Raw genomic sequence first — 22,860 nt, 5'->3', positions numbered from 1 at the left:
CTAACTCACTCCTATTTTTACAGTATATTATAGTATAGCATTTTTTTGTCATTTTTTCAATTCATTTGCACTACTCTCACTGATAGTTCTGAATGATGATCTGAACAGTTTTCTGCCCCATATATTCATTAATTCCGGGATAATATGTAAATGCCGCCTCAACTTTGCTTCTCTGTCCCCGAAGCAGACCATCTACCGCAGGCTTTCCATACTTTTCTCTAAAAAATTCCAAAAATGCCTCCACATCACCAAAGTACATGGCATCCATCTGGGTTCCAGGCGCATCCTGCACCTGCATCTTCAACACATTTTTATTCTTCCCAAGAATTCTCGCGCTTAAAATTTCAATGTTTTTCTCCACAAATACAGGCTTTATATTTCCTTTCCCAAAAGGCTCCAGAAGCTCTAATTCATCCACAAACGCTTCATTGATATAGCCAAGCGGCATCTGCATATCAATAGAAATCTTAGGAATCAGATCTTCTTGTGTGAGTGTTGACAGATCATTTAAAGTTTCTCTGAGTCTGTCTACATTTTCCTCCTCCAAAGACAGTCCCGCCGCAAGTTTATGTCCGCCAAATTTCGTCAACAGCGATTTGCACTTATTCAATTCTTCATACATGTGGTAACTCTCAATAGAACGCCCCGATCCTTTCACGCCTTCTTCTGCCTTCGTCAAGATAAATACCGGCTTATGATAACGCTCCCTCACTCTTCCAGCTACAATTCCGGCAAGACTTTCGTGACAATCCGGAAGATAGATCACCAGCACTTTATCCTCGCCAAGTCTGGTCTCCTCCACTTGCTTCACCGCCTCTTCCACCGCTGAAGCTGTCATATCCTTCCGGTTGTCATTTAGCGCTTTCAAGTCACCCGCCAGTATGTCTGCCTCCTTTTTTGTCTTTGCACACAAAAGCTCCAATGCCCGTTTCGCCGTATCCAGTCTCCCGCTTGCGTTCAGGCACGGTCCGATCACAAATCCGATATGATATGCCGAAAGTCTCTCCACAGGCACACCGGTACATTCCATCAGCGCCCGCAATCCCAAATTATTTGTGCGTTTCAGCATCTCCAAACCTTGTTTTACAAAAATACGATTCTCTCCGACCAGATCCATAACATCTCCGACTGTCGCAATTGCCACATTCTCCATCAGATAATCCACATCTTCGATATCTTTTCCACACGCGCCGAACAACGCCTCGATCAGTTTATATGCAACTCCTGCTCCACACAATTCTTTGAATGGATATGCACATGTCTGCTGTTTTGGATCAATCACTGCATCAGCGGGCGGCAGAATATATCGTTTTTCACTTTCTACCTCCTCATAAGGAATCTCATGATGATCTGTCACTATGATCGTCATCCCAAGACTCTTTCCATACGCAATCTCTTCTCTTGCCGCAATTCCATTATCACAGGTGATGATTGTATCAATATCATCGTCAAATGCACGATCAATCAGATTTCGGTTCAAGCCATATCCATCCTTCATGCGGTCCGGTATATCGATATCAGCTTCTCCTCCAAGATACTTGATTCCTTCCAATAAAATGTAAGTCGAATTGATTCCATCAATATCATAATCTCCGATAATTCGAATCTTTTTGTCCTCACGTATTTTCTCCAGCAAAATGTCTACCGCTTTATCCATATCTTTCATGAGCATGCCATCATACAAATCTGCGATCGTGCCGTTCAGATACAATTGAATCGCTTCATCCCCTATCACATCACGATTCCGTATCAGGCGGGCAAGAATCGGATGAATCTGAAATTTCTCTGCAATCTCCTGAAACGGAGCCCCTTTTCTCATTACAAACCATTTTTCCATACGTACTCCTCAATGCAAAAACGGGAGTAATATCATGATTACCCCCGTCCCCGTTTATTTTTTCTTTGCAAATCTTGTTTTCATAACATACCACAATGGTCCTGTGATACAGATAGAAGAGAATGTACCTCCTAACACACCAACCATAAGCGGCATTGCAAACTCTTTAATCGAACTTACTCCAAGCACATACAGTACCGCAAGCATGATAAAGGTTGTCGCATTTGTGTAAATACTTCTCGTCAAAGTATCTGTAATACATCTGTTGACCAATCCTGATAATTCTTCGTTTTTCTTTTTCGTCTTTAACTCTTCTCGGATACGGTCGAAGATAACAATCGTCGCATTGATCGAGTAACCTACAATTGTCAGGATACATGCGATAAATGTATTTCCGACAGACGTTCTCGAAATTGCATAAAATGCGATTACAAACAAAACGTCATTTAACAATGCGATAACCGCACTTGTTCCGAAACGAATATCTTTGAAGCGGAACCAAATGTAAAGCAGCATACATACCGTAGCAATCACAAGCGCAACGACTGCATCTGTCCGCATCTCGGAGCTGACTGTGGAACTGATATTCTCCGCAGTTATCGTAGATGCATCTACACCGAAGTTATCCGCCATCGCTTTGTTAAATGCCTCACGTGCTTCCAAATCCAAGCTGATTGTCTTAATAACAACCGCATTCGAATCTTTTACCTTCTGGAACTGAACGTTCTTATCTCCTGTTACTTTCTCTACAACCGGCACAATCTTAGAATCGATCTCTTCAATCGAGTAATCTTTGTCAAATGTTACCGTAGATGAAGTTCCTCCCATGAACTCAAGGCTGTACTTAAACGCACCTTTTCCGTTTGCCGAGTTCACTCCCATCATAGCAAATCCCGCTACAATGATCACAAGTGAAATCGAAAAGCTCAACACTCTTCTCTTTAAGAAATCTCTTTCTTTTCTTGGTTTCTGACTACCATATAATTTTGGACTTCTAAGTCCGACTGCATATAATGAGTAGATAATGATTCTTGTCACAACCAGTGCCGTAAACATAGACACTACAATACCAAGCGCCAATGTCTGAGCAAACCCTTTTACGCTTCCTGTTCCCTTAACCCAAAGTACAATTGCCGCAATCAAAGTTGTCATATTACCGTCCACGATCGCTGACATCGCCTTCTGGAATCCAGACTTCAGAGATGATTTTACACTTTTCCCTGCTGCCATCTCTTCTTTTACTCTGGCAAAAATAATAACGTTCGCATCTACCGCCATACCAATTGAGAGCACGATACCTGCAATACCAGGAAGGGTCAATGTAATGTTAAACGCATTCAGCAATACAATTACAATTCCTGTGTAGATAACCAACGCAATGCTCGATGCAAGTCCCGGAAGCAGATATACGATACACATAAAAATAAATACAATTGCAAGTCCGATTGCACCTGCCATCAAACTTGTGCTGATTGCCTCTTCTCCAAGCTGTGCTCCGACTACTTTTGAGCTCAATTCCTCCAGCTCCAGTTTCAGACCACCTATACGGATTGTAGATGCAAGATTGTCTGCTTCTTCATAAGACTCCATTCCATCAATATAAGCCTGTCCACCGGTAATCGCTTCGTTTACTTTTGGATTACTGATGATTTCATCATCGTAGACAATAGCAATCTGTTTCCCGATATTCGCCTCTGTAGCCTCAGCAAATTTAGTCTTTCCTTCATCTGTAAGATTCAACTCAACGATATACTGTTTGTTTCCCATGTTATCTTGACTCGTTTTCGCAGATGCTGTTTTGATATCTGTTCCTTCTAAAACAACATTCCCTTCCGCATCCTGAAATTCAAGCGATCCCGGTTTTCCGAGTTCTTCCAGAATTGCATTCGCATCTGAAACACCTGGAATCTCAATATTGATACGATCCGAACCTTCCTGATAAACAGTCGCTTCTGTACTGTATTGCTCTACACGCTTTTGCAGCTTGTAGATCGTATCTTTCATCTCTTCCTCTGTCGGATTCTCATCTTTTACCTGGTATGTAATGCTGACACCTCCGGCAAGGTCAAGTCCAAGCTTAATATTTTTTGCCGCTCCCGCACCTGTTGCACCAAATCCTACAACTGAGGTAAACCCTAATAAACAGATTACCACCACTGTGAGGATCAGGTTAATGACACCTCTACTCTTTTTCATCTCTTACATCCTTTCTCCGTCTGCCAATGCAGCCTTGATCATAATCGCACATTCCACACGTTTCCTTTGCATCTCACAGCCAATATCATATGCATCATGAATCGAACCATGAAACTTGTAAGAATTTGCCATACATCCCCCACTACAATAGAATTTCGCAAAACAGTTCTTACATTTTTCTTTGGAATAGACACTGCAGCCTCTGAATTCATCTGCAATTTCCGGTCTCACAATCCCTTCGTCGACATTTCCCATCAGGAAATCTTCCTCACCGACAAACTGATGACAAGGATATAAGTCCCCCCAAGGTGTGACTGCAAGATACTCTGTTCCCGAACCACATCCGGAAAGTCTCTTCGCAACGCAAGGACCTCCGTCCAAATCAATCATAAAATGGAAGAAGTTAAATCCTTTTCCCGCCTCTTCTCTCTCAATGATTGCTTTTGCCAATGTATCATATTCTTCAAAAATCTGTGGAAGATCTTCTTTCTTGATCGAATAAAAATCTGAATCCTCTCCTACTACAGGCTCAATGGAAATCTGCTCGAATCCCAAATCCGCAAAATGCAGAACATCTTTTGAGAAATCCAAATTATCTCTTGTAAAAGTTCCTCTGATATAGTATTTTTCCTGATTACGGCTTTCTGCCAGTTTCTGGAATTTCGGCACGATCAGGTCATAACTTCCTTTTCCGTTGCGGAACGGACGCATCTTGTCATTGACTTCTTTTCGTCCATCCAGACTTAATACCACATTGTCCATCTCTTTGTTGACAAATTCCTTTACCTCGTCATTCAGAAGCACACCGTTCGTTGTCAGTGTAAAACGGAAATGCTTATCATGGAGTTTTTCCTGCTCTCTTCCGTACGCCACAAGATCTTTTACTACCTGCCAGTTCATAAGCGGTTCCCCGCCAAAGAAATCTACTTCCAGATTCTTTCGGTTACCCGAATTTGCAATCAAGAAGTCCAGAGCCTTTTTCCCGACCTCATATGACATCAGAGCTCGTCTTCCATGATATTCGCCCTCTTCTGCAAAACAGTATTGGCATGCGAGGTTACAGTCATGCGCAATGTGGATGCACAATGCCTTTACAACCGTCTTTCTGCTTTTTACCTCTCCGATATATGCCTCGTATATATCTTTTGTAAAGAGCTGTCCAGCCTTTGTAAGTTCCGCAATATCTTCTAACGCCTCTTTTAATTCGTCCTCTTTATATTTTTCTCCTAATTGTTCTTTCACATACGCCGATGTCTCTTCGCTTTGCAGTGTCGCTTCTGTATGATCCGGGTTCATTGCCTCTAAACAGGCGATCAAATCATAACACAAATCATCTACCACATGCACGGAACCGCTGTTCACATCGAGCACAATATTATAACCATTGTTTCGGTACTGATGAATCACAACATGTACCCCTTTCTATTTTCTCTATTTTTTCTGTCATGCAAAAAGAATGTGCCATCGCACATTCTCTGCCTGCGTCTACTGTCAAAAGACAGCACTTGTCTTTTTGTTCAGCTTACGCAATCATTATCTTTTTTGTTCGCAAGTCTGATTTCCTACTGTACAAGATGTCTTACATGCTGACTGGCATGATGTCTGACATTCTCCACATCCACCTTTTTTCACTGTATTGTTTAATGTCTGTGTATTCAATGTTTTGATATGTTTCATTGTCATTTCCTCCTTCGCTTTGCATTACTTCTGTTATTATACCACAGGACTGTATGTTTTGAAAGCCTTTTTTCTCAGTTCGGTTAAGAATTACTTAAGAAATCATTCCTCCAAACATCCCCCCTCCGGCACACATCAGAAATGTCGTAAGAATATTGCTCCAGTTCCCGTCAATCCCCCTGTATATCCCAAGCGATATCAAAAGCAGCAATACAAAATAAGCAACCCCAAGCGTCAAGCCCCATGCAAATCGTTTTACTTTTGTAAGCTTTCCTAATATAAGACCTCCCACAAAAGTAGACACCACATAAATCACCACAATCCCCGCAGTCACTTTCTGTTCGTCCAGCTCAAACTGATACAATAAAAATGTCAGCAGCACAAGCAATATACCCGTTACAAGATACGCCGCAAGCAGTGATTTCAAGATCCATATGAGCTTCGATTCTTTTTGAACCTGTTTTTCCATACTATTCCCTCCTCGCATATCACAATCTATGATTGTCCGAAGGGTTTTATGCTTCTATTGTTCCATTTGTCTTCCAAGAAAATTAGCTGCGCATGCGGCGAGTTTTTCTTCTGTCTCTCCAAATTTTTTCTTCTTTTCTAACAGAATTACCGCTCCGATGACATCTCCTCCGCACAGGATCGGATGAATGATCTCATCTTCATATTCCTGTATCCGTTCATCAATCACCGCCACATATTTCTTTTCACCTGCCGATGCATGCACTGCTTCCCGTTCCTTAAAAATACGTTCCAACTGTTTACTCACATATTTATCCTGTAATTCTTTTTTTCCCGCACCGGATACCGCAATAATCTGATCATGATCCGTCACACAGACCGTTGCTCCGCACGTTACCGCAAGACTTTCCGCATATTCTTTTGCAAATGAGGAAAGCTCACTGATCGGTGAATATTTTTTCAGGACAATCTCTCCCTCTCGGGCCGTGAATATTTCCAATGGGTCTCCCTCTCGAATCCGAAGTGTTCTCCTGATTTCTTTTGGAATGACCACTCTCCCCAGATCATCAATTCTTCTTACAATTCCTGTTGCTTTCATAATAAAAATTCCTCCATTTACTGTACTTTCCAACTTTGGAAATAGTATCTGTAAACAGAGGAAAATTATACATTTTTACTGGTTCAAATAAAATCTATTATTTTAACAGTGCGTTTTCTAAATCTTCAAGCATAAATCCGAGTGCATTTACACCGCCTTCTGCCGTATACCAAACTGCAGGATGTTCTAAATAGACGATTTTTCCGTCCTTATAAGCATCTGTTCCCATAATCAGCTCGTTTTCCATAATATCCTTTGCAAGCTGCGCGCCATCTGTACCGATCGCCGCATCACGGTCCAATACAAAGATGTAATCCGGATTCTTCTCTACCACAAATTCAAATGACGCCTCATTCCCATGTGTAGAAGTATCGACATTTGCATCCACTCCGATATTCTCAAATCCAACCTCATTACCGATCAAAGCGCAACGTCCATCGTTTCCGAGAACATTGAATCCTCCACTTGTACACATTCCGATAATCGCACTTTTTCCTTCGGCAAACGCTTTCAGCTTTTCAATTCTCGCATCATAGCCGTCCATCAGATCTTTCACATCATCTTCCACACCAAACATAGATGCAATCGTCTTTGCATTTTTCTCCACACTTTTTACAAGTCCGATTTCTGTGTCTGTGGACAGATAGACAACCGGTGCAATTTCACTCAGTGCATCATAAGACTGTGCAAGACGTCCTCCGATAAAGATCACATCCGGCTCACACGACATCACTGCTTCCATATCTGCCTCTTTGATTGTTCCTAAATCCACAATTTCATCATTCGTAACGTACTCCTGAAGATAGTCCAATGATGTGCTGGAAGAACCCACTACACGATCTCCCAATCCGAGACTGTCTAAAATATCAAGCGCCGCCATATCCATCACAGCGATTCTTTGTGCATCATAAGGCACTTCCAAATCTGTTTCTTCATTGTTCGCATTAAAGCTTTTAATTGTAACTGTTTTTGGTTTTTCTGTTTTATTTGTATCTTCTTTTGAAGTTGTTCCTGAATTCTTATTTCCGCAAGCTGCAAGACTAAATACCATCACAAGCGCAAGCACTAAAGTTGTCAATTTTTTCATCTTGTTTTCTCCTTATCTCTTCCCAATAATCTTTTGTTGTAAAATTCTGTTTCTACGTCGTTTCAACAGACCTGATTAATAATAGATTGATAGCGGTTTCCCGGCAATCTTCATAATCTCAAAATCTACTTTATAAATTTCTGTCAATGCCTCTTTCGTCATCACCTCCTCCACGGTTCCGAATTTTGCGATCTTGCCGTCCACAAACGCACAGATATAATCGGAATAAAATGCCGCATAATTAATCTCATGCAATACTAAAACAATCGTTTTCCCAAGCTCATCACAAAGCTTTCGAACCGTTTTCATCAGATTTGTTGCATGGTAGATATCAAGGTTGTTCGTCGGCTCATCGAACAGAATGTACTCCGTATCCTGTGCAATTACCATTGCGATATACGCTCTCTGTCTTTGACCTCCTGACAGCTCATCGATAAAACGCTCTCGAAATTCGTCCAGTTCCATGTATGAGATTGCCCTGTCAATCATCTTTTTATCTTCCTCTGTAAGACGGCCTCCTGAGTAAGGGAATCTTCCAAACGCCACCAACTCTTCCACCGTCAGCTTCATCTGAATGTGGTTGCTCTGCGTTAAAATCGCAAGGCGCTTCGAGAGCTCTTTGCTCTTCCATTTTCCGATATCCTGCCCTTCAAACTCGACAAGTCCTCCATCTCTTGCAATCAGTCTGGAAATCATTCCCATAACCGTTGATTTTCCTGCTCCGTTTGGTCCGATCAAAGATGTCACTTTCCCTTTCGGGAGTGAAAAGCTGACCGAATCTACCACCGGTTTTCCATCATATGTTTTTATCAATTCTTCTACAATCATTGTCTAACTTTCCTTCCTTTCTCTCAGCAGCAGATACAGAAAATAGATTCCTCCAAACACGGTAATAAACACACTTACCGGAACGGTATAGGAATAAATCTGCTCTACCAAAAGCTGTCCTGCCACCAGAATCACCATTCCGAAAAATGCCGATCCCAAAATAAGATGACTGTGACGATATGTCTGCAAAAGCTGTCTGGAGAGATTTGCAATGATCAGTCCCAAAAAGGAAATCGGTCCAACCATCGCAGTCGCCACTGCAATAAACAGCGTCACACCCAATAACAGTCGTCTGATACATCTGTCATAATCCACTCCCAGATTAATTGCCTGTTCTTTTCCGAGTGTGATCACATCTAACAAAGCCAGTTCTTTTCTCAGGCAAAAGACCACGAGTCCCATAACAATCACAGAAAATACAATAATCTCTGAATTGACGTTACTAAAACTTGCGACTAAGGTCGCCAGCAGGCTGTCATATTCATTCGGATCCATCACCCTCGTCAAAGTGGACTGGATACTTCCGAAGAAGGAAGTCAACACAGTTCCTATAAGCAGTACATAAAGCACATTATGATTTGTCTTTTTAAACAGATAACTGTAAATAACGGTCGCGGTTCCGCCCATCAATACAAGATCCACCGCAAATGCAGCATTTGGATTGACAGCTAAAACACTTCCTGAGCCGGCGACAAACACAACCGCAGTGTGTATGACCATGTACAGAGAATTCATTCCAAGCAGACATGGTGTCACAATAGTATTGTTGATAATAGACTGGAACACAATAGATGCCCCGCCGATGGCAAACGCCGTGATCAGCATCACAATTAATTTTGGTGTACGAATTTTCATCGCATACCAGAACAATTTCTCATTGCCAAACTTTACATTCACCAACATGTAAAGCGCACATGCTAAAATCACAAGAACCATCATCACGATAAGTTTTTTCTGATTTCTTCGATTTACCGCTCGATTCACAGACTCGTTCCCCCTTCCATAATGCACGTCTTATTTTCCCCTCTACGGGTAAAATGGATCGCCTTGCGGCCATGTTTCAGCCGGTAAAGCAACAGCATAATAAAAAGCAGACTTCCGAAAATTCCCACAATCAATTCGATCGGCAATTCATACGGCGCAATTACGACTCGACCGATCAGATCACACATAAGAACAAAATTTGCCCCAAACAATGCCGTATCCACAAGCGTTCCACGAATCTTATCCCCTTTAAACATAGAGACAATATTTGGAACGATCAGACCGATATAGGAAATGGAACCCACCACGACAACTACCGATGCTGTAATCATCGCTGCAATCGTCAGCCCCATAAACAGAACAAACTTATACGGGACTCCAAGATTTTTGGAAAAATCCTTTCCCATTCCGACGATGTTAAAATGATTCGCAAACAGAAATGCCAGTATCACAAGCGGTACCACAAGATATACAATCTCATATCTGCCCTTTAACACCATTGAAAAATGCCCCACAAGCCATGAGGAAAGTGCCTGCGTCATCTCATATTTGTAGGCGAGATAACTCGTAATTCCAGACACCACATTCCCGAACATAATTCCCACAAGCGGTACCATAACCGCTTCTTTAAACTGAATTCGTTGTATGAACCACACAAAAATCCATGTTCCGAGAATCGCCGTGGTAAATGCAAATATTGCCCGCCCCCACAGCGTGGACTGCGGCATAAACAAAAGTGCCAGAAGAATTCCAAATTGCGCAGACGAAATCGTCGCTCCCGTAGTCGGAGAGACGAATTTATTCATGCAAAGCTGCTGCATAATCAATCCCGCCGTACTCATCCCGACACCGGTGCAGATGATTGCAAGCAGGCGTGGCAGCCTGGAAATCAAAAAGATTTCCAATTGTTCCATATTTCCACGGAACAATTCTATAGGGGTCACATCAATCACACCCACAAATAAAGACACCGCTGACAGAACCAGAAGAAGTGCTGCAAGGATGATTGTTGACATCCGCTCTTTCATAAATTTCCTCCTTTTTAAAGTTAGCTCAAACTAACTCGTAGTTAAAATAAAATGTGCCTGATCACTGCCAAAATCATTTTCTGTGTGGTCACAGCACATTTCCACGTTAGTTTAAACTAACTCATTTGTTTTGTCAAGTATTTTCATATTACATATTTTTCATTGAATACCATACTTTATTATGCTAAAATATATACATTCAGATTGAATGGAATCGTTCATAGAATAGGAATAATCAGGAGGACATGAAAATGAGTAAAACAGATGAAGTAAGAAAAGCAATGGTCGATGCAATGAAAGCAAAAGATAAAGACACAAAAGATACACTTTCTCTTTTACTTGCTGCGTTAAAGAACAAAGCCATCGATAAAAGAGCTGATTTGACTGAAGAAGAAGAGGTTCAGGTCATCTTAAAGGAGATCAAACAGACAAAAGAATCGTTGGAGATGACGCCTTCTGACCGCACAGATATGATTGAAGAGTGCAAAAGACGACTTGCAGTGCTGGAGACATTTGCTCCGAAGATGATGGATGCCGACGAGATCAAAGCAGTTGTGGAAAGCGTTTTGAGCGAGCTTGGAATCACTGCTCCGACAGCCAAAGATAAAGGACGGATCATGAAAGAACTGATGCCGAAAGTAAAAGGAAAAGCAGACGGAAAGCTTGTCAATGAGATCGTTGGTTCTTATATGACAGAGTAGAAAAAGACGGGGATACCCGTCTTTTTCTATGCATAATGGTATTTTTTGTGCTGACTTTTAAAGTAGCCGACAGATATGAACAGCGTCACAAATTCCGCCAGCGGAACAGACAGCCAAACACCCGTCACCCCCATCACCAATGGCAGTACAAGGATACTCACCACGATGAAAATAAACGTCCTGCAAAACGAGATGATCGCAGATCTTTTCCCATCACCAAATGCAGTAAACATCGCAGATGCAAAAATATTGATTCCCGCAAATATATAATTAAAAGAAAACAAGAAAAATCCATCTGCTGCAATTTCATATGTCCTTGAATCTCTTCCACTGAAGATTCCTACTATCGGCTCTGCAAAAACAAGCGCCATCACAAGAATCACAATAGAAGATACCGTGATGAAGTACATGCAGATTTTATAAATTCGCTTCAGCTGGTCATAATTTTTGTCCCCGTAATTAAAACTGAACACCGGAGCCACTCCCATTGAAAATCCCAGATACATTGATGTGAACAAAAACTGACCGTACAGCACGATCGTAATTGCTGCCACTCCGTCTTCCCCGAGGAGACGCAGCATCGTCAGGTTAAATAAAAAGGTCACAATCGCCATTGAAAGATTGCTCACCATCTCCGAAGAGCCATTTCCACAGCTTTCCAGCAATACTGTTCTGCGAAATACCGGTCGTACAAAATAAAGCCCCTTTTTGATCACGAAAAAGTACACAATTCCAACAACCGCCATGATCGTCTGTCCAATTCCGGTTGCAAGAGCCGCTCCAATCACGCCCATTCCCATAGGTCCCATAAACAGATAATCTAAAATGACATTGGTAACTCCGCCTGTAATCGTTAAAACCAATCCGAGTGTCGGCTTTCCCGCAGTCACAAAAAATACCTGAAAAAACATCTGCATCATCGTCAGCGGTCCAAACAGTAAAAGAACACCCAAATATCGTTTACAGTCTGAAAGAATCAGAGGTGTCGCTCCAAGCACATTGCAAAGCGGTTCCAAAAACAGTATCCCGACCGCTAAAATCACCACTCCTACCAGAAAGCTCACCAATGCGATCAAAGAAAAATTTTCCCTTGCCTCACTTTCTTTTTTCTCACCAATCTGACGTGCGACAATGGCGCTCCCACCTGTTGATAGCATAATCCCGCATGCAAACATCAGATTGATGACCGGATAAACGATATTGACCGCGGACAACGCATTGCTCCCGACAAGTCTGGATACAAAAATTCCGTCTACAATCGTATATAAAGACATAAATACCATCATCACCATCGTCGGGAATGCAAACTTCAGCAATGAAAACACATTAAATTTCTGCGCTATTGAATTCGTCATATTTCATCTCATCCTCCAATTGTATATTGATTTTTTCCAATCTGTACCCTATCATAAACTATAGGGTAACACGATAGTCAAGGGAGGTTTTACAAAAATTGGAGAAAAAATTAAAATCGAATCGAGATGCCTATCTGACAACCGGAGAATTTGCAAAACTTGCAGGTGTCTCCAAGCACACATTGTTTCACTATGATAAAATCGGGCTTTTATCACCGGAAATCAAACTCCCCGAAAATCAATATCGCTACTACTCCATCTCACAGCTGGAGCTTTTGGAAATCATCACCTTATTAAAGGAACTTGATATGCCGCTGTCTGAGATCAAATCATATCTGGACAACCGGACAACATCGCTTTTCATTGAGCTGCTCACCAAAGAGCAGACACTTATCCGTGAAAAAATCCAGGCGATGCAGCAGATGGAGCGTTGGATTCAAGAAGAACTTACGCTGCTTCACAATGTATCTGCATCTGCATTGGACGATATTTCTGTTATTCATTTTCCGGCAAAATATATGCTTACCACACCTGTGCATTCCCTGCACGACAAAGAAATTGCAAAAACGATCCGAGACCTCATTCTTTACGGCAATGAACATCAGATTCAAAGTCCTTACGGAGTCGGGGGAATCCGCGACCTTTCTTCGTTCGATTTAACGACAGAAGAGTATACCGATTTCTATCTGCTTTTAGACCATAGGCCAGAGAATGTTCCGCTTTGTGTCCGGGAATCCGGACACTATCTTCGTGCATTTCACTGTGGAGGCTACGAGACCATCCATACGACCTATGAAAAAATGCTGCAATATGCATCTGAAAACGCCTTAGAGCTGACTGGTATATTTTACGAAGATGTTCTGATTGACACGCTCACCGAAAAAAAGGAGGAAGATTATATCCTCCAGATCAGCTGTAAATTAAAAAAGGGATAGGAGAACTCCAAATTGTTCTCCCCTCCCTGTTTCTAGACAGCCTCTATCAAAAAACCTTTTGCTCTGAGCATTTCTTCTATCTCATCTAATATTTCTTCACTCTCCGCACTCACTGTATGGTAATGATAGTTTGAAGTAATATTTTTCAGTGGACTTGATTTTCCACTTTTGATGTCTTCTATAAATGCTGCCGCTTTTCTTCTTGAGTGTATGCCAAGCGGCGCTTCCATATGACCGTATACTCTGTGGTTTACCATCACATTTTCCACGCATCCTCCCAAATCTACAATCTCATACAACTCCTCCTCCGTCTGCTCATCAGTATGCTGCACCTTAAACACACGGCTGATTGCTTTTTGCGTATTCAGTATATATCCTCTGTTCGTTGAGATAATATCATAACCTGCTGTGCGGATCAGCGCAATATCCTGCACGATCACCTGCCGGCTCACACCATAAAGTTCCGCCAGCTTTTTTCCTGACACAGGTTCCTTACTCTCCTGTATCTGACGAACAATCTGCTCTCTTCTCTGCGAACCATTCACAAACCTTCACCTCCTGTTTTTGCATCACTGGTTCTATTATACTACATGAAGGTTCTTTAAGGAAATATCTAAAATTGGTGCAGAGTGTGTCAATGCTCCGCTGGAAATATAGTCTACCCCAAGTGACGTCAGGCGGGCAATATTTTCTTTTGTCACATTTCCGGAACATTCTGTCTCAGCTCTCCCGTCAATGATACGGATTGCCTCCGCCATCTCCTCTGTGGACATATTGTCAAGCATAATAATATCTGCTCCCGCATCCACAGCTTCTTTTACCATCTCCAGCGTTTCTACTTCCACTTCAATCTTTCGCACAAACGGCGCATATTCTTTTGCCATGCGCACTGCATTCGCCACACTTCCGGCTGCCCCGATATGATTATCTTTTAAAAGGACACCGTCTGACAGATTATAGCGATGATTGTAACCGCCTCCCGCACGCACCGCATATTTTTCAAAAATACGCATATTCGGCGTCGTCTTTCTCGTATCTAAAAGCTTTGTACCGCTTCCCTTTAAAAGCTCTGCAACGGAGCGTGTGTATGTTGCGATTCCGCTCATTCTCTGCAGATAATTCAACGCCACTCGCTCTCCTGATAAAAGTACACGGATATCGCCAACCACTTTTCCCATCAGTTCTCCATTCTTCACCTGATCCCCGTCTTTACAATATAATTCCACCTTTGTATTCGCATCCAAAAGACGGAACACCCGTTCAAACACATCTAATCCGGCAATCACTCCATCCTGCTTACAAATCAATTCTACCTCTCCTGTGACCGCTTCTTTCATCACGGCATTCGTTGTCACATCTTCGCTGGAGATATCTTCTCTCAACGCCTCCAAAATCAAATGATCCACTTGAAGATCCATCGTAATTTTATTCATCCTTCTATTTCCTTTCTTATCGGTTTGCTCCAATTTTTTTTGCTGCACGTTTCGCAAATACAAGGCTTTCCAACAGCGAGTTACTTGCCAGACGATTGGCGCCGTGCACTCCGTTACAGCTTGTCTCGCCTGCTGCATACAGATGCTCCATCGATGTCAGGCTGTCAGAATCCACCCAGATGCCACCCATAAAATAGTGCTGTGCCGGTACAACCGGAACCCACTCTTTCGTGGCGTCGTATCCTTCTTCCAGACATTGTTGATAAATATGTGGGAAATGTTTTCGTATCGTCTCCTCTGAAATATGCTCCATCGACAACCACACGAACTCTGTATGATCTTTCTCCATCTGCTCCTGAATTGCCTTAGTCACAACGTCTCTCGGAAGAAGTTCATCTACAAAACGCTTTCCTTCTTTGTTATATAACACTGCTCCTTCCCCACGCACTGACTCTGATATCAGAAATCGTCTTCCCGGTTTTTTCGAATACAGTGTTGTCGGATGAATCTGCACGTAATCCAAATGCTCCAGGCGAATTCCATGCTCTTTTGCAATTCGAAGCGCATCTCCTGTCAGATGAGCAAAATTAGTAGAATGCTTGTAAGTTCCGCCGATTCCTCCGCTTGCTAAAATCGTGTCCTTTGCATGGAGATAAATGATTCCTTCCTCATTTTCAGCAACAATTCCTGCACATCGTCCTTCTTCTTCCAAAATATCCGTCATCGTAGTATACTCAAAAATCGACACATTCTCAAGTTCTTTCACTCGCTCCAAAAGTTTGCTTGTAATCTCTTTTCCGGTCACATCCTCATGGAATAAAATACGTGGCGCAGAGTGCGCACCTTCTCTTGTATATAAAAACTCCCCATTTTCCTGTTCAAATTCCACTCCATATCCCACAAGATCTTCAATCACCTGACGGGAGTTACGAATCATAATATCGACCGACTCTTTTCGGTTCTCATAATGTCCCGCTTTCATAGTATCTTCAAAATAGCTTTCATAGTCATCCTCATCTCGCTGTACACAGATTCCCCCCTGTGCAAGAAAAGAGTCACTGCTCTCTACATCTGATTTTGTAATCATCACAATCTTTTTTTCCGCCGGCAGATTCAGCGCACTGAAAAGTCCTGCCACTCCTGTTCCGACTATGACGACATCTGTATTGATATCCATATTTCCTCCTTCACTGCAAACACGGTTATTTTGCAAGCTCCAACATCCTCTCCAATGCTTTTCCCGATTCTTCTCTTACTTTCTCTGTCACGTGCACTTCATTTTCCCCTGTCTTTAATACATGCAATACCTTTTCCAATGTGATCTTCTTCATGTCCATGCAGACAGGCTCAGTCTCTGTAAAATAAAATTGTTTATCCGGGTTTCTCATCTCTAATTCATAGCGCACTCCATTTTCCGTACAGATAATAAATTCTTTTTTGGGGCTTTGAGTGACATACGAAATGATTCCCGATGTGCTGCCGATGTAGTCGGAAATCTCGCAGATTGCTTCCGGACATTCTGGATGTGTCAATATTTCCGCCTCCGGATGCAATTCTTTTACCCGCTTCACCTCTCTAAGCTTCATGTGTTCATGCACCGGACAATATCCCTGATTGAATACAAACTCCTTTTCCGTCACTTGTTGGGCCACATATCTTGCCAGGTTTTTATCAGGAATAAAGAAAATGTGCTTGTTCGGCAATGCTTTCACGATCTGCACCGCATTCGCCGATGTCACACACACATCCGAGTGACGTTTTAATTCCGCTGTCGAATTAATATAACATACAACCGCCAAATCTTCATATGTATCACGCATTTTCTGAATGGTCTGTGCATCTGCCATATGTGCCATCGCACAATCTGCTGACTTGTCCGGCATCAGCACGGTCTTATCCGGATTAAGTATCTTCGCACTTTCTCCCATAAACGCCACCCCGCAAAACACAATGGTCTGCTCTTTTAATCCAACCGCTACTTTGCTCAGATAAAAAGAATCTCCAATGTAATCTGCTATCTGCTGTACTTCTGGATTCACATAATAATGTGCAAGAATCACTGCATTTTTTTCTTTTTTCCATTTCTTAATTTCATCAATCATATCCATGCTTTTCTTCTCCTTATGTAAACTTCCATTATTATAGCACTGTATTTTACAGGTGACAAGACACATGCTTTTACAAAAAAGAAGGATTTACACATGAATTTTTATCGATTCTGTGCAAATCCTTCCTATTTTCTCGAAAAAATATGTTTTAAAAACACATACATCACAATGGCAAACGCAATCAGATAACCAAATGCTCCCAGTGCCGGAATCCCCCAAATCTTAGGTTTCATGTTCGTTGTACAGATAATGCTGGAACTGATCAACAGCGCCATCACCCAAAGTCCCATCACAACATTTCTCACAAGTCTTCGCAGCAGTCTCTCCAACTCCATCGATGCATGCAGATCCAGATTAATCTTTGTCTGCCCCTTCAGGTATCCCTGTAAAATATCAGAGATCAGTGACGGAATATTGATTGCTTTATGAAACGATCTGTAAATTGTCTTACCGCTGTTTTTTAATTCCTGCTTCCAGTCTTTTTCCTTCAGCATCTTTCCCGCCATATGTCTGGAGGCTATCTCCACCATGTTCAATTCCGGCGCAATATCAGCAAGCACCCCTTCCATATGGGTCAGTCCCCTTGCAAGCATCGTCAGTCCATGCGGCATGATAATCTTATTTTCCTTCATCACTTCCATGAGACTCATCGTCACTTTGGCAATATCAATGCTCCCCATATCGGCAGTACCATACTGTGAGAGCAAATTGCTGATTCCTTCATACAGGCAGCTTTGATCCGGTGGCTCCTTAAAATCTCCAAGCGCCATCACCGCATCCTGAATCATTCCGATATCACTCATAGCAATTCCTTCTACCGCATTTCCAATCAGTTCTCGATCACGTTCTGTGAGACGCCCCATCATCCCCATGTCAATCCAGATAATCTTTCCGCCCCGAATCTTTACATTGCCGGGGTGTGGATCCGCATGAAAAAATCCGTCATCCATCACCTGCTTGATATAGTTGTCAATCAGCTTGATACCTACCTCTTCTAAATCATATCCGTCTCTCAGAAGATTTTCTTTATCATCGACGGCATATCCGTCAATATATTCCATCACCAGCACATAGCGGTTCGTGTACTCATGGTACATCTTGGGTGCTCCAACAAACACAATATCTTTATTTCTTCTTGCAAACTCCTCCAGGTTAGATGCCTCTGTCAGAAAATTCATCTCTTCTCTTGTAACTGCCCACAGTTCATCAAGTACCATGTCAAGATCAACCATACCCTTTAAGCTGACTGGCGGAAGTAACTTTACCGCACGATGCAAAAGTCCGATATCTCTTGCCATCTTATCGTAGATCCCTTTTCGCTGTATCTTTACAACAACTTCCTCTCCATCTCTCAAGACTGCTTTATGCACTTGTGCGATAGAGGCTGAGCCAAGTGGTAATTCTTCAATCTTTTTAAAAATCTCTTTCCATGGACAGCCGTACGCCTCCCGCAATACTTCCTCCACCTCCGAAAACGACATCGGCGCCACCTCAGAGCGAAGACGCATCAGCTCATCACAATACCGCTTTGGCAAAATATCAGAATGCATCGACATAATCTGTCCTAATTTGATAAACGTCGGTCCCAAATCTTCCAAAATCAGACGTAGCTTCTCCGGGGATACTCCTCTGGTAATATTATGCTTTCGGAGTACCCCTGTCATCTCTTTCAATCTTTCTTTGTATTCCTGCGATTCCTGTCTGCCCATCTGTCACATCTTCCTATTCTGTCTAGAGCTCTTCATCCGGTTGCTGCTCAGTCTCAGATTGTTCTCCTTCCATAGCATTCAGTCTCTCCTTCAACGCTTCGATCTGTTCCGGCGTCATCTTTTCCAATAGTTCGTCCAGTTCTTCCGGAGAAGTCGGTTTCACTGACACATTCACATTCTCTTTGACCGTCTTTTTGATATTGTGCTTCAGTTCCTCATTCAATGCTTTCCCCTGCTCTACCGTTAATTCTCCTTTTTCTACCATATCATCCAATAACTCTTTTGATTTTTCCGCAGTTGTTGCTGCCGCACCGATTCCTGCCAACAATAGTTTTTTTACGCTTTCTCCAAATCCTTCCATCATTCTGTCTCCTTTCATTTTGCCATGAAATTCTTTGTTTATATAAGTTCTAACACTTTCGGGACAAAAATCAAAAGTCCCACTCCTGCTGCCATAATTGCCGCAATCAAAACTGCCCCCGCCGCTGTATCTTTCGCAAGCTTTGCAAGCGGCCTTCTCTCTTCTGTGACAAGATCTACCACCGCTTCCATCGCCGTATTGACAAGTTCCAGTGACAGAATCATTCCAAACAGAATCAGACAGATACACCATTCAGAAACTGAAATTCGAAACACAAATCCTGCCGCAACAACACATAGCATTGTCAGACAATGAATCTTCATATTTCGTTCTTTTTTGATTCCGGTAAAAATTCCTTCAAAAGCATATCCAAAACTCTTATATAATGGATTCTTCTTTTGTCCCTTCACAAACTTCACCTTCTTGTCCTAAATTTGTTTTTATTATACTACAAAAAACTCCCCAGTGAAACCGGAGAGTTCTAAAAACATTATAATCTTTATTGATTTTTTCTTTCGACTTCATATATCGCTTTGCAATCCTTCCCAACCTCTTTCCATATAAAGTTGTTTTACAATTTCTTCCAATTTTCTCCGGCTTTTCCTATCCGGTACCTGTCTGCAAAAATCTTTCACCCACTGTTCCTGCTGATCTTCATCTGTTTCCGATGGATCATAAGGTACAATGCTGCTTGTCTCATCATACAATCGCTGCAACTGTTGAAACTGCTCCCTGAACTGTCCGGCATATTTGTTCCAAATCTCCAGCCCGTAAAGCTTTAGTCCCAAAAAATCAGTAATATAGTTCAATCTGTCAAGATCCGAAAATGTCATTTTTTCTTTTCCCTGCAAGATGCGCCTGTCCCTATTTCCACATAAAAATAAAAATGCAAACCGTTCCATATCCACTTGATGCACCATCATCACCTTCCTTTTTTGTGTTCCACTTCATCTCCCTTTTACAATCGATTGTATTCCTAATTTCATGTGAAATCAATAGAGAAAGTGCAAAAAGTGAGACAGATATGCAAGTCCCTTTTTTATATAATTTCTTCTAACAATCGTTCCCACTGTGCCACGATTTTGTCTAGTGCAAATTTTTGTCTGCTCTTTTCCGCCTGCTGTGCAAACTTTTTGCGCAAAGCATCTTTTTGAATGAGCAGTTCTATCTTTTCTTCCATCTGCTCTAAGTCAAACGGCGGAATCAAAAATCCGGTTTTCCCATCTTCGATAATCTCTGCTGGTCCGGTCTGAATGTCAAAGCTAATACTCGGCACTTTGTATCCTGCCGCCTCCAGAAGAACCATCGGAAGCCCTTCTGCTCTGGACGTCATCACATAAAAGCCAACATGATTGACTCCAAAGAATCTTTTAAATCTCCGCGAATCACATTCATCATCAACATACGAAGATTTTTTCTATCACTGACCGCCAGCGCCTCCTCAATCGGTACCATGTTGCGTTCACGCTCTTCATCTGCTTTCAGATGCGTCTTAATGCGCTCTTTACTGAAAATCACATCTTCCAAATCTACCTCCTGCCGAAAAATCGTTCGATAGACAAGCTGACTGCACGCAAAGAACAGTGGTCCTATAACCGGGCAGAGCACCATAACGGCAAGCCGCATTCTCCATGTCGTTTTGTTTTCCTTTGCTTTCCACAAAAAACACAAGATCGAGATCAAAAAATTTAATCCCCATATTACGCAAAACAACATTTCCTCTCTGTCCATCATCCCGTCACCTCCCTATTCCTCAGTTCACAGTTACATCCCTGCTCTTGGAATCTTGCGATAACCCATTTTGCATTTTCCTCGCTGGTATTTGGAAGCAGTACATATAGCCCATCTTGCAGCACGCCCAGATAATCGGTCTGGCGAAGCAGCGAACTGAAGGCATGCGCGGTGTCCTCATACGTTCGCGCTGCATCTTCTATCTTTAAAAGAGAACATTCTGTCCATCCTTTACCCTTTGCATCGAAAAACGCATTCACAAGTCTTTCAAAAGCTTCCTGCTCTAAAATATTTGTATCTGCCACATATCGGTTTTCATGCAGCGCTTCCAGATAACGACTTGCACGAACTGCGGCATTTTGCACAAGAGAACCGATAATCATCAATCGGTTCGATTCTGCCAGATTCATCCGTTCCCATGGAATCCCCCACAGCATCATAATAATCTGCATCTGTTCTTCCGCATATACCCCGACCGCCATCAAGGAATACCTGTTGTCCATTGTCCGATTGATATACACGCGGCGTTCCTTCAGTTCTCCATACAGTTCTTTCATATCTGTGTACTTAATGGAATTTCCCATCTTCTTTGCAGTATCAGATGTGAAAGAAAACAGACGCGCATAGTCTCCATTTACTACAGTATAAATTGCAGCATCGGGCGTATCCATCAAATGTGACAGCACATGCGCCGCATAGAAAAGCACCTCCTCCGGACCATATTGATCAAGTTCTGACACAATCGCATAAATTTTCCCAAGGCTGTCTTTCTGATTCACAATCTGGCGTTCAAACATATGCTTCATTCGCACATTTCTCTCATTGATATCGATCATATCTCCAAGCTGCCCGTTCAGATAACCAATTTCTTCTTTGTCCTTCTCTTTTATGTAGCGGATTTGATCCCGCATATATCCAACAACCATTCCGAGTATAAACAGCTGAGCCATCCAGACATACGTACCGTAATCCATCAGGACTTCAAATCCACTTCGGTCATACATCTGTCGGAAACAATATCCAACCACGGCAAGCAGCGCTGAAAAAATCGCCTGTTGCTGCCCATATACGATTGCAAACAAAAGCACATATAACAGATAAAAGTCTAATTTATTGTAATACGCACTGGAAACAGCCCTGTTATTCAGCATAAAAAACACTCCAAAGCAAAACAGGTTTTCCAGATACGGGATGAGCAAACGTACAATGTTTTTTATCATTTTCCACGTGCGGCTGCCAATACTTCCCCCGGCATCTTCCTTCTTCAGAAATCTCCTGCTATGTTTCTTCATGTATTTGACTGTTCTTTTTACACCTTCTTCACTTGGAACAAACACTTTGTGTGGAAATTCGCATTTATAACGCTCGGTACTTAATACCCGGCGATATCCCTCTCCCACCGTATTGTCCACCAGTTCCATTCCCGTCCCCGCATACTTTTGAATCTGTCTTGCCAGTTCCATCTGTGTAATGCTTTCTCCTGATGCAATGTTGTAAGTCGCATGTAATAGATTCTCCGCTTTGATAATCTGGTATGTAAACTCTACTGCATCACTCATATACAAAAGAGAAAATACATTTCGACTGTTCGCAGAAATCTTGCCGGTCTTTAGCGCCTCCAGCATCATCTGAAAACAAGGATTCTCTTCCTGTCGTTCTTTCTTTGGTTCCCCGTAGAGGTGGTCAAATCTCAAAACAACCGTGTTGCTCCCACTCGTCTCTCGATAACTACGGCACAATTCCTCTCCCTGCGCCACTGCCATCGTGCGGAAACTTCCTGTTGACAATTTTAGAGCGAACATAAAAAGAACTAACTCGTATTTC

The 22,860-nt window shown here is 42.2% G+C and carries 24 protein-coding genes; 2 read left to right on the top strand and 22 right to left on the bottom strand.

The annotated features are described in order from the left end of the window. Positions 1–76 precede the first annotated feature (76 nt). From recJ to BQ5364_RS05460, 10 genes are all read right to left on the bottom strand, one after another. Complete coding sequence (recJ, locus tag BQ5364_RS05505; protein ID WP_004614108.1) at positions 77–1,837, bottom strand: single-stranded-DNA-specific exonuclease RecJ; 1,761 nt, start codon at positions 1,835–1,837, stop codon at positions 77–79. 54 nt (positions 1,838–1,891) lie between these two features. Beyond that, positions 1,892–4,033, bottom strand: a complete 2,142-nt coding sequence (locus BQ5364_RS05500) for a protein translocase subunit SecDF (protein WP_004614109.1) — start codon at positions 4,031–4,033, stop codon at positions 1,892–1,894. A 3-nt stretch (positions 4,034–4,036) separates the two neighbouring features. After that, on the bottom strand, positions 4,037–5,440 hold the full coding sequence (gene scfB, locus BQ5364_RS05495) for a thioether cross-link-forming SCIFF peptide maturase (RefSeq protein WP_004614110.1): 1,404 nt from the start codon (positions 5,438–5,440) through the stop codon (positions 4,037–4,039). A gap of 126 nt (positions 5,441–5,566) precedes the next feature. After that, positions 5,567–5,710: a six-cysteine ranthipeptide SCIFF gene (gene scfA / locus BQ5364_RS05490; RefSeq protein ID WP_004614112.1), complete on the bottom strand. Its 144-nt coding sequence runs from the start codon at positions 5,708–5,710 to the stop codon at positions 5,567–5,569. Positions 5,711–5,804: 94 nt separating this feature from the next. After that, positions 5,805–6,179 (bottom strand): TIGR04086 family membrane protein, encoded by a 375-nt coding sequence (locus tag BQ5364_RS05485; protein WP_044987787.1) that lies wholly within the window; start codon positions 6,177–6,179, stop codon positions 5,805–5,807. Between the two features lie 54 nt (positions 6,180–6,233). After that, positions 6,234–6,776, bottom strand: a complete 543-nt coding sequence (spoVT, locus tag BQ5364_RS05480; protein ID WP_071143810.1) for a stage V sporulation protein T — start codon at positions 6,774–6,776, stop codon at positions 6,234–6,236. 97 nt (positions 6,777–6,873) lie between these two features. Then, positions 6,874–7,863 (bottom strand): siderophore ABC transporter substrate-binding protein, encoded by a 990-nt coding sequence (locus BQ5364_RS05475; RefSeq protein WP_004614115.1) that lies wholly within the window; start codon positions 7,861–7,863, stop codon positions 6,874–6,876. A 75-nt stretch (positions 7,864–7,938) separates the two neighbouring features. Beyond that, positions 7,939–8,691 carry an iron ABC transporter ATP-binding protein gene (locus BQ5364_RS05470; RefSeq protein WP_004614116.1) on the bottom strand — a complete coding sequence of 251 codons (753 nt, stop codon included), beginning with the start codon at positions 8,689–8,691 and terminating at the stop codon, positions 7,939–7,941. A 3-nt stretch (positions 8,692–8,694) separates the two neighbouring features. Then, on the bottom strand, positions 8,695–9,630 hold the full coding sequence (locus BQ5364_RS05465) for an iron chelate uptake ABC transporter family permease subunit (RefSeq protein WP_083382935.1): 936 nt from the start codon (positions 9,628–9,630) through the stop codon (positions 8,695–8,697). Positions 9,631–9,671: 41 nt separating this feature from the next. Further along, on the bottom strand, positions 9,672–10,703 hold the full coding sequence (locus BQ5364_RS05460) for an ABC transporter permease (protein ID WP_004614118.1): 1,032 nt from the start codon (positions 10,701–10,703) through the stop codon (positions 9,672–9,674). A gap of 251 nt (positions 10,704–10,954) precedes the next feature. Between BQ5364_RS05460 and BQ5364_RS05455 the strand changes: the two genes are divergently transcribed. Further along, complete coding sequence (locus BQ5364_RS05455) at positions 10,955–11,404, top strand: GatB/YqeY domain-containing protein (RefSeq protein WP_044987789.1); 450 nt, start codon at positions 10,955–10,957, stop codon at positions 11,402–11,404. 26 nt (positions 11,405–11,430) lie between these two features. On the opposite strand, the gene BQ5364_RS05450 is transcribed toward BQ5364_RS05455, so the two are convergent. Beyond that, positions 11,431–12,759, bottom strand: a complete 1,329-nt coding sequence (locus BQ5364_RS05450; RefSeq protein WP_004614120.1) for an MATE family efflux transporter — start codon at positions 12,757–12,759, stop codon at positions 11,431–11,433. 98 nt (positions 12,760–12,857) lie between these two features. Between BQ5364_RS05450 and BQ5364_RS05445 the strand changes: the two genes are divergently transcribed. Next, on the top strand, positions 12,858–13,694 hold the full coding sequence (locus BQ5364_RS05445) for a MerR family transcriptional regulator (protein ID WP_004614123.1): 837 nt from the start codon (positions 12,858–12,860) through the stop codon (positions 13,692–13,694). Positions 13,695–13,726: 32 nt separating this feature from the next. Here BQ5364_RS05445 and BQ5364_RS05440 read toward each other — a convergent pair whose 3' ends face one another. The 11 genes from BQ5364_RS05440 to BQ5364_RS05390 form a co-directional block, all read right to left on the bottom strand. Beyond that, positions 13,727–14,239, bottom strand: coding sequence for a transcription repressor NadR (locus tag BQ5364_RS05440; RefSeq protein ID WP_004614124.1), 513 nt, complete (start codon positions 14,237–14,239; stop codon positions 13,727–13,729). A gap of 36 nt (positions 14,240–14,275) precedes the next feature. Next, positions 14,276–15,127, bottom strand: a complete 852-nt coding sequence (gene nadC / locus BQ5364_RS05435; protein ID WP_071143809.1) for a carboxylating nicotinate-nucleotide diphosphorylase — start codon at positions 15,125–15,127, stop codon at positions 14,276–14,278. 16 nt (positions 15,128–15,143) lie between these two features. Then, positions 15,144–16,304: an L-aspartate oxidase gene (locus tag BQ5364_RS05430; protein WP_022250802.1), complete on the bottom strand. Its 1,161-nt coding sequence runs from the start codon at positions 16,302–16,304 to the stop codon at positions 15,144–15,146. A 25-nt stretch (positions 16,305–16,329) separates the two neighbouring features. Then, positions 16,330–17,235, bottom strand: a complete 906-nt coding sequence (nadA, locus tag BQ5364_RS05425) for a quinolinate synthase NadA (protein ID WP_044987791.1) — start codon at positions 17,233–17,235, stop codon at positions 16,330–16,332. 125 nt (positions 17,236–17,360) lie between these two features. After that, a complete protein-coding gene (locus BQ5364_RS05420) occupies positions 17,361–18,944 on the bottom strand; it encodes an ABC1 kinase family protein (protein WP_004614128.1) in 1,584 nt (527 codons plus the stop codon). A 22-nt stretch (positions 18,945–18,966) separates the two neighbouring features. After that, positions 18,967–19,305: a hypothetical protein gene (locus BQ5364_RS05415; RefSeq protein ID WP_044987793.1), complete on the bottom strand. Its 339-nt coding sequence runs from the start codon at positions 19,303–19,305 to the stop codon at positions 18,967–18,969. A gap of 38 nt (positions 19,306–19,343) precedes the next feature. Further along, entirely contained in the window at positions 19,344–19,715 is a 372-nt protein-coding gene (locus BQ5364_RS05410; protein WP_022250798.1) for a diacylglycerol kinase family protein, read from the bottom strand. A gap of 111 nt (positions 19,716–19,826) precedes the next feature. Further along, the gene (locus BQ5364_RS05405; protein WP_004614131.1) at positions 19,827–20,228 is read right to left on the bottom strand and encodes a hypothetical protein; all 402 of its coding nucleotides are present in this window, start codon (positions 20,226–20,228) and stop codon (positions 19,827–19,829) included. A gap of 116 nt (positions 20,229–20,344) precedes the next feature. After that, positions 20,345–20,638: a glycosyltransferase gene (locus BQ5364_RS05400; protein ID WP_004614132.1), complete on the bottom strand. Its 294-nt coding sequence runs from the start codon at positions 20,636–20,638 to the stop codon at positions 20,345–20,347. Continuing rightward, entirely contained in the window at positions 20,638–21,039 is a 402-nt protein-coding gene (locus BQ5364_RS05395) for a hypothetical protein (protein ID WP_004614133.1), read from the bottom strand. Before BQ5364_RS05395 ends, BQ5364_RS05400 begins: the two co-directional genes overlap by 1 nt. Then, positions 21,036–22,838, bottom strand: coding sequence for an NAD-dependent epimerase/dehydratase family protein (locus BQ5364_RS05390; protein WP_004614134.1), 1,803 nt, complete (start codon positions 22,836–22,838; stop codon positions 21,036–21,038). Before BQ5364_RS05390 ends, BQ5364_RS05395 begins: the two co-directional genes overlap by 4 nt. Between the last annotated feature and the right edge of the window lie 22 nt (positions 22,839–22,860).

The organism is Coprococcus phoceensis (assembly GCF_900104635.1).
Lineage (GTDB): Bacteria > Bacillota > Clostridia > Lachnospirales > Lachnospiraceae > Faecalimonas > Faecalimonas phoceensis.
This window is presented reverse-complemented; position numbering and strand designations above follow the sequence as displayed.